This window comes from Mycobacterium simiae (genome assembly GCF_008370645.1).
GTDB lineage: Bacteria > Actinomycetota > Actinomycetes > Mycobacteriales > Mycobacteriaceae > Mycobacterium > Mycobacterium simiae_A.
Map to the genome: position 1 here is coordinate 1 of NZ_VTZN01000196.1, position 8,489 is coordinate 8,489.

2 protein-coding genes are annotated in these 8,489 nt (G+C 63.4%); both read left to right on the plus strand.

From position 1 onward, the window contains the following. The first annotated feature begins 532 nt into the window (after positions 1–532). Complete coding sequence (rpoB, locus tag F0Q45_RS22335; protein ID WP_373425064.1) at positions 533–4,042, plus strand: DNA-directed RNA polymerase subunit beta; 3,510 nt, start codon at positions 533–535, stop codon at positions 4,040–4,042. A 53-nt stretch (positions 4,043–4,095) separates the two neighbouring features. Then, on the plus strand, positions 4,096–8,058 hold the full coding sequence (locus F0Q45_RS22340) for a DNA-directed RNA polymerase subunit beta' (protein ID WP_149655997.1): 3,963 nt from the start codon (positions 4,096–4,098) through the stop codon (positions 8,056–8,058). Positions 8,059–8,489: the final 431 nt, after the last annotated feature.

Below are 8,489 nucleotides of genomic sequence, written 5' to 3' on the forward strand. Positions count from 1 at the left end.
CACTGCCGTCAGTCACTTGCGGCGCCGGCCCCTTTTGGTGCTGAGGTCGTCGATCTTTGCTTAATGTGTTTGCGTCGACACTGCACGTCTCACGGGCAGTTACTAAACGATTTCCCGATGACTTGGGGTAACTTGACGCCCGTCCCCCTTGACGCCGGGCCGTAAACGGGTCAATCTGTTGGGCAGAATGTTGTCCGCGGGAGAGTCGAGATGCCAGCCAGCGCCGATCTTCCCTGGATGGGAAGTAGATAGATATAAGTATTTGAGGAATGCGCCGTCCTGCGCTAGTGTTGGACGTTGCGCTGGCTACTTCCTGCCCACCTCACCCGCCACTTGACACCGTGGTCTTAGCCTGAGCCCAGTTTTGTGGCTCAGCTGTTCGGTTGCGCGCGTGAGGCCGGGTAGTTTGTTCGCCGGCCAAACCGACACAACTATCTGCGGCGAACAGGCGAGGTGGGTACCGGCTCACACCGGCTCACACCGGCTCATCAGGGGCACTTGTTGGTCGCACGAGGTGCTGGAAGGACGCATCTTGGCTGATTTGCGCCAACGCAATACTAACCGCCCACAAAGTTCTTCAAACAGCTCCGTTCCTGGAGCGCCTAACCGGGTTTCCTTTGCAAAGCTCCGCGAACCGCTGGAGGTTCCGGGGCTGCTTGATGTGCAGATCGACTCGTTCGAGTGGTTGATCGGCTCGCAGCGCTGGCGCGAAGCCGCCATCGCACGAGGCGATGTCACCCCAGTCGGCGGGCTCGAAGAGGTGCTCTATGAGCTGTCGCCGATCGAGGACTTCTCCGGGTCGATGTCGCTGTCTTTCTCCGACCCCCGCTTCGACGAAGTCAAGGCGCCGGTCGACGAGTGCAAAGACAAAGACATGACGTACGCGGCCCCGCTGTTCGTCACGGCCGAGTTCATCAACAACAACACCGGCGAGATCAAGAGTCAAACGGTGTTCATGGGCGACTTCCCGATGATGACCGAGAAGGGCACCTTCATCATCAACGGGACCGAGCGCGTGGTGGTCAGCCAGCTGGTCCGGTCGCCCGGAGTCTACTTCGACGAGACCATCGACAAGTCCACCGACAAGACGTTGCACAGCGTCAAGGTGATTCCCAGCCGCGGCGCGTGGCTGGAGTTCGACGTCGACAAGCGAGACACCGTGGGTGTGCGCATCGACCGCAAGCGGCGCCAACCGGTCACCGTGCTGCTCAAGGCGCTGGGTTGGACCAGCGAGCAGATCACCCAGCGGTTCGGCTTCTCCGAGATCATGATGTCGACGTTGGAGAAGGACAACACCGCCGGTACCGACGAGGCGCTGCTGGACATCTACCGCAAACTGCGTCCGGGCGAGCCGCCCACCAAGGAGTCCGCGCAGACGCTGTTGGAGAACCTGTTCTTCAAGGAGAAGCGCTACGACTTGGCGCGGGTGGGCCGCTACAAGGTCAACAAGAAGCTCGGACTACCCCCGGTCCAGACGGGCAGCCCCACCGCGACGACGCTGACCGAGGAAGACGTCGTTGCCACCATCGAGTACCTGGTCCGCCTGCACGAGGGCCAGCCGACGATGACGGTTCCTGGCGGTGTCGAGGTTCCGGTGGAGACCGACGACATTGATCACTTCGGCAACCGCCGGTTGCGTACCGTGGGCGAGTTGATCCAGAACCAGATCCGGGTCGGCATGTCCCGGATGGAGCGCGTCGTCCGGGAGCGGATGACCACTCAGGACGTCGAGGCGATCACTCCGCAGACGCTGATCAACATTCGCCCGGTGGTGGCCGCGATCAAGGAGTTCTTCGGCACCAGCCAGCTGTCGCAGTTCATGGACCAAAACAACCCGCTTTCCGGTTTGACCCACAAACGCCGGCTGTCGGCGCTGGGGCCTGGCGGTCTGTCGCGTGAGCGCGCCGGGCTGGAGGTCCGTGACGTGCACCCGTCGCATTACGGTCGGATGTGCCCGATCGAAACTCCGGAAGGTCCGAACATCGGTCTGATCGGCTCGCTGTCGGTGTACGCGCGGGTCAACCCGTTCGGGTTCATTGAGACGCCGTATAGACGCGTCGTCAGCGGAGTTGTTACGGATGAGATCCATTACCTGACCGCCGATGAGGAAGACCGCCACGTCGTGGCTCAGGCCAACTCGCCGACGAAGGACAACGGAGCAGGTGCGCAGGTTTTCGTCGAGCCGCGTGTGTTGGTCCGCCGCAAGGCGGGCGAGGTGGAGTACGTCGCGTCGTCTGAGGTCGACTATATGGACGTCTCGCCACGTCAGATGGTGTCGGTGGCCACGGCCATGATTCCGTTCCTCGAGCACGACGACGCCAACCGTGCCCTGATGGGTGCCAACATGCAACGTCAGGCGGTCCCATTGGTGCGCAGTGAGGCGCCGCTGGTGGGCACCGGTATGGAGTTGCGCGCGGCGATCGACGCCGGTGACGTTGTCGTCGCCGACAAGTCGGGGGTCATCGAAGAGGTGTCCGCCGACTACATCACCGTGATGGCCGACGATGGCACCCGGCACACCTACCGGATGCGTAAGTTCGCCCGTTCCAATCACGGCACCTGCGCTAACCAGTCGCCGATCGTGGATACCGGAGAGCGGGTTGAGGCCGGCCAGGTGATTGCCGATGGTCCGTGCACCGAAAACGGTGAGATGGCGTTGGGTAAGAACCTGTTGGTGGCGATCATGCCGTGGGAGGGGCACAACTACGAAGACGCCATTATCCTGTCCAACCGGCTGGTCGAAGAGGACGTCCTCACTTCGATCCACATCGAGGAGCATGAGATCGATGCCCGCGACACCAAGCTGGGCGCCGAGGAGATCACCCGCGACATCCCCAACGTCTCCGACGAGGTGCTGGCCGACTTGGACGAACGGGGCATCGTGCGGATTGGGGCCGAGGTCCGTGACGGCGACATCCTGGTCGGCAAGGTCACCCCGAAGGGGGAGACGGAGCTGACTCCGGAGGAGCGGCTGTTGCGGGCCATCTTCGGTGAGAAGGCCCGCGAGGTCCGCGATACCTCGCTGAAGGTGCCGCACGGTGAATCCGGCAAGGTGATCGGCATTCGGGTGTTCTCCCGCGAGGACGACGACGAATTGCCCGCCGGCGTCAACGAGCTGGTCCGCGTCTACGTGGCCCAGAAGCGCAAGATCTCCGATGGTGACAAGCTGGCCGGACGGCACGGCAACAAGGGCGTGATCGGCAAGATCCTGCCGGCCGAGGACATGCCGTTCCTGCCGGACGGTACCCCGGTGGACATCATTCTGAACACCCACGGAGTGCCGCGACGGATGAACATCGGCCAGATCCTGGAAACGCACCTGGGCTGGGTGGCCAAGGCCGGCTGGAAGATCGAGGGTTCACCCGACTGGGCGGCCAACGTGCCTGCGGAGTTGCGCAGCGCCGAGCCGAACCAAATCGTGTCGACTCCGGTGTTCGACGGCGCCAGGGAAGAGGAGCTGCAGGGTCTGCTGTCGTCCACACTGGCCAACCGTGACGGTGAGGTGTTGGTCGACGCCGACGGCAAGGCGATGTTGTTCGACGGGCGCAGCGGCGAGCCGTTCCCGTACCCGGTGACGGTTGGCTACATGTACATCATGAAGCTGCACCACCTGGTGGACGACAAGATCCACGCCCGCTCCACCGGCCCCTACTCGATGATCACCCAGCAGCCGCTGGGCGGTAAGGCGCAGTTTGGTGGCCAGCGCTTCGGTGAGATGGAGTGCTGGGCCATGCAGGCCTACGGCGCGGCCTACACGCTGCAGGAGCTGTTGACCATCAAGTCGGACGACACCGTCGGCCGGGTCAAGGTGTACGAGGCGATCGTCAAGGGCGAGAACATCCCCGAGCCGGGCATTCCCGAGTCGTTCAAGGTGCTGCTCAAGGAGCTGCAGTCGCTGTGCCTCAACGTCGAGGTGCTCTCGTCCGATGGTGCGGCGATTGAGCTGCGTGAAGGTGAGGACGAGGATCTGGAGCGAGCCGCGGCCAACCTGGGAATCAACTTGTCGCGCAACGAATCCGCCTCGGTTGAGGACTTGGCTTGAGCCTCTTTGAGCCTTTTTGCAGTTACTAAACCCGCAAGGGGAAAGGGAGTTACGTGTTAGACGTCAACTTCTTCGATGAACTCCGCATCGGCCTGGCCACCGCAGAGGACATCCGGCAGTGGTCCTACGGCGAGGTCAAGAAGCCCGAGACCATAAACTACCGCACGCTCAAGCCGGAGAAGGACGGCTTGTTCTGCGAGAAGATCTTCGGGCCGACTCGCGACTGGGAATGCTATTGCGGCAAGTACAAGCGGGTGCGCTTCAAGGGCATCATCTGTGAGCGCTGTGGCGTCGAGGTGACCCGCGCCAAGGTACGTCGGGAGCGGATGGGCCACATTGAACTGGCCGCACCCGTCACGCACATCTGGTACTTCAAGGGCGTGCCGAGCCGCTTAGGTTACCTGCTGGACCTGGCGCCCAAGGATCTGGAAAAGATCATCTACTTTGCCGCCTACGTCATCACGTCGGTCGACGAGGAGATGCGGCACAACGAGCTGTCCACCCTTGAAGCCGAAATGATGGTGGAGCGCAAGGCCGTTGAGGATCAGCGGGACGCGGATCTGGAGGCACGTGCCCAAAAGCTGGAAGCCGACCTGGCCGAATTGGAGAACGAGGGCGCGAAGGCGGATGCTAAGCGGAAGGTTCGCGACGGCGGCGAGCGCGAGATGCGTCAGCTGCGTGACCGCGCACAGCGGGAGCTGGACCGGCTGGAAGACATTTGGAACACCTTCACCAAGCTGGCTCCCAAACAACTGATCGTGGACGAGAACCTTTACCGTGAGCTGCAGGACCGCTACGGCGAGTACTTCACCGGGGCCATGGGCGCAGAGTCGATCCAGAAGCTGATGCAAAACTTCGACATCGAAGCCGAGGCCGAGGTTTTGCGTGAGGTCATCCGAAGCGGCAAGGGGCAAAAGAAGCTTCGTGCGCTCAAGCGGTTGAAGGTGGTTGCGGCGTTCCAACAGTCCGGCAACTCGCCGATGGGCATGGTGCTCGACGCGGTCCCGGTGATTCCGCCGGAGCTGCGCCCGATGGTGCAGCTGGATGGTGGCCGGTTCGCCACCAGCGACCTCAACGATCTGTACCGCCGGGTGATCAACCGCAACAACCGGCTCAAGAGGCTGATCGACCTCGGTGCCCCCGAGATCATCGTCAACAACGAGAAGCGGATGCTGCAGGAGTCGGTGGATGCGCTGTTCGACAATGGCCGCAGGGGCAGACCTGTTACTGGACCGGGTAACCGTCCGCTGAAGTCGTTGAGCGATCTACTCAAGGGGAAGCAGGGCCGGTTCCGGCAGAACCTGCTGGGCAAGCGCGTCGACTACTCGGGTCGTAGCGTCATCGTGGTGGGACCGCAGCTCAAGTTGCACCAGTGCGGTCTGCCCAAGCTGATGGCGCTGGAGCTGTTCAAGCCGTTCGTCATGAAACGGCTGGTCGACCTCAACCACGCGCAGAACATCAAGAGCGCCAAGCGCATGGTGGAACGCCAGCGTCCGCAGGTGTGGGACGTGCTCGAAGAGGTCATCGCCGAGCACCCGGTGCTGCTGAACCGTGCCCCCACCCTGCACCGCCTCGGAATCCAGGCCTTCGAGCCAATGTTGGTGGAAGGCAAGGCTATTCAGTTGCACCCGTTGGTCTGTGAGGCGTTCAACGCCGACTTCGATGGGGACCAGATGGCTGTGCACCTGCCGCTGAGCGCCGAAGCACAGGCAGAAGCCCGCATCCTCATGCTGTCAAGCAACAACATCCTTTCGCCAGCGTCTGGCCGCCCGTTGGCCATGCCGCGACTGGACATGGTGACCGGGCTGTACTACTTGACCACCGAGGTCGCGGGTGACAAGGGCGAGTACCAGCCGGCCAACGGCGACAGCCCGGAGTCCGGTGTGTATTCCTCGCCGGCCGAGGCGATCATGGCGGCCGACCGCGGTCTGCTTTCGGTGCGGGCCAAGATCAAGGTGCGGTTGGCGCAGTTGCGTCCGCCGGCCGAGATCGAGGCCGAGCTGTTCGGCGCTAACGGCTGGCAGCCGGGGGAGGCCTGGGTGGCCGAAGCCACCCTGGGCCGAGTGATGTTCAACGAGCTGCTGCCGCCAGGGTATCCGTTCGTGAACAAGCAGATGCACAAGAAGGTGCAGGCGTCGATCATCAACGACCTGGCCGAGCGTTACCCGATGATCGTGGTTGCCCAGACGGTGGACAAGCTCAAGGACGCCGGGTTCTACTGGGCCACCCGAAGTGGGGTCACGGTGTCGATGGCCGACGTACTGGTTCCGCCGCGCAAGAAGGAGATTCTGGACGCCTACGAAGAGCGCGCGGAGAAGGTTGAAAAGCAGTTCCAGCGTGGTGCGTTGAACCACGACGAGCGCAACGAGGCCCTGGTCGAGATCTGGAAGGAAGCCACCGACGAGGTGGGGCAGGCGCTGCGGGAACACTACCCCAGCGACAACCCGATCATCACCATCGTCGACTCGGGTGCCACCGGTAACTTCACCCAGACCCGGACGCTGGCCGGCATGAAGGGTCTGGTGACCAACCCCAAGGGTGAGTTCATTCCGCGCCCGGTCAAGTCGTCGTTCCGCGAAGGCCTGACCGTGCTGGAGTACTTCATCAACACCCACGGGGCGCGAAAGGGTTTGGCGGACACCGCATTGCGTACCGCTGACTCCGGTTACCTAACCCGTCGTCTGGTGGACGTCAGCCAGGACGTGATCGTGCGCGAGCACGACTGCCAGACCGAGCGTGGCATCGTCGTCGAACTGGCCGAGCGGCAGGCCCCTGTTGATGGCAAGGCCGCGCTGATCCGTGACCCGTACATCGAAACCTCGGCGTACGCACGCACTTTGGGCACCGACGCGGTGGACGCGACCGGCAACGTGGTTGTCGCCCGCGGCGAGGACCTGGGTGACCCGTCGATCGATGCGTTACTGGCCGCGGGCATCACTCAGATCAAGGTGCGCTCTGTGCTGACCTGCACCACCGGCACCGGCGTCTGCGCGACCTGCTACGGGCGGTCCATGGCCACCGGCAAGCTGGTCGACATCGGCGAGGCCGTCGGTATCGTGGCGGCCCAGTCCATCGGTGAGCCCGGCACGCAGCTGACCATGCGCACCTTCCACCAGGGTGGTGTGGGTGAGGACATCACCGGCGGTCTGCCGCGGGTGCAGGAGCTGTTCGAGGCCCGGGTGCCGCGGGGTAAGGCGCCCATTGCCGATGTCACCGGCCGGGTCCGGCTCGAAGACGGTGAGCGCTTCTACAAGATCACCATCGTTCCCGACGATGGCGGCGAGGAAGTCGTCTACGACAAGCTCTCCAAGCGCCAGCGCCTGCGGGTGTTCAAGCACGAGGACGGTTCTGAGCGGGTGCTCTCCGACGGTGACCACGTGGAGGTGGGCCAGCAGCTGATGGAAGGCTCGGCCGATCCGCACGAGGTGCTGCGGGTGCAGGGCCCCCGCGAGGTGCAGATTCACCTGGTCCGCGAGGTCCAGGAGGTCTACCGCGCCCAGGGTGTGTCAATCCACGACAAGCACATCGAGGTGATCGTGCGCCAGATGCTGCGCCGGGTCACCATCATCGACTCGGGCGCCACGGAGTTCCTGCCCGGTTCGCTGATCGACCGCGCCGAGTTTGAGGCCGAGAACCGCCGGGTGGTGGCCGAGGGCGGCGAGCCCGCCGCCGGCCGTCCGGTGCTGATGGGTATCACCAAGGCGTCGCTGGCCACCGACTCGTGGCTTTCCGCGGCGTCGTTCCAGGAGACCACCCGGGTGCTGACCGACGCGGCGATCAACTGCCGCAGCGACAAGCTCAACGGTCTGAAGGAGAACGTGATCATCGGCAAGCTGATCCCGGCCGGAACCGGGATCAACCGCTACCGCAACATCGCGGTGCAGCCCACCGAGGAAGCCCGGGCCGCGGCGTACACGATCCCGTCCTACGAGGACCAGTACTACAGCCCGGACTTCGGCCAGGCCACCGGAGCCGCCGTACCACTGGACGACTACGGCTACTCGGACTACCGGTAGGTCTACCGCTAACTGCCGCGAGCAGACACAGAATCGCACGCGAGGTGCTTTCGCTGTGCGATTCTGTGTCTGCTCGGCCCATGCTGGCCGCGTGCCGCCGCTGTGAAACTGCTGTGCGGCCATCACATTTCGATGCGCCGCGAGAACTAACTGTCTAACCTGTTTAACACAGCGCGGTGTGAGATTAGCTCAGGTTCATCGCGGGTCGCAGCGAGCGTTCTGCGGAAAGGCGCGGACGCAATGCTGTTCGCGGCAAATCGCTCGGCTGCATCCCAAACAGCGGCCCAGGTGAACTCAGGGGCCAGTACTGCGTGTCTTTCCGACGGCGATACCGCCTACTTTGTGGCAGGCGACCATGGTCCGTGGATGGTCCTCGTGCACGGGCTCTCCAGACCCGGCAGCACGTGGGAGCCACTTGCAAATGCTTTAGC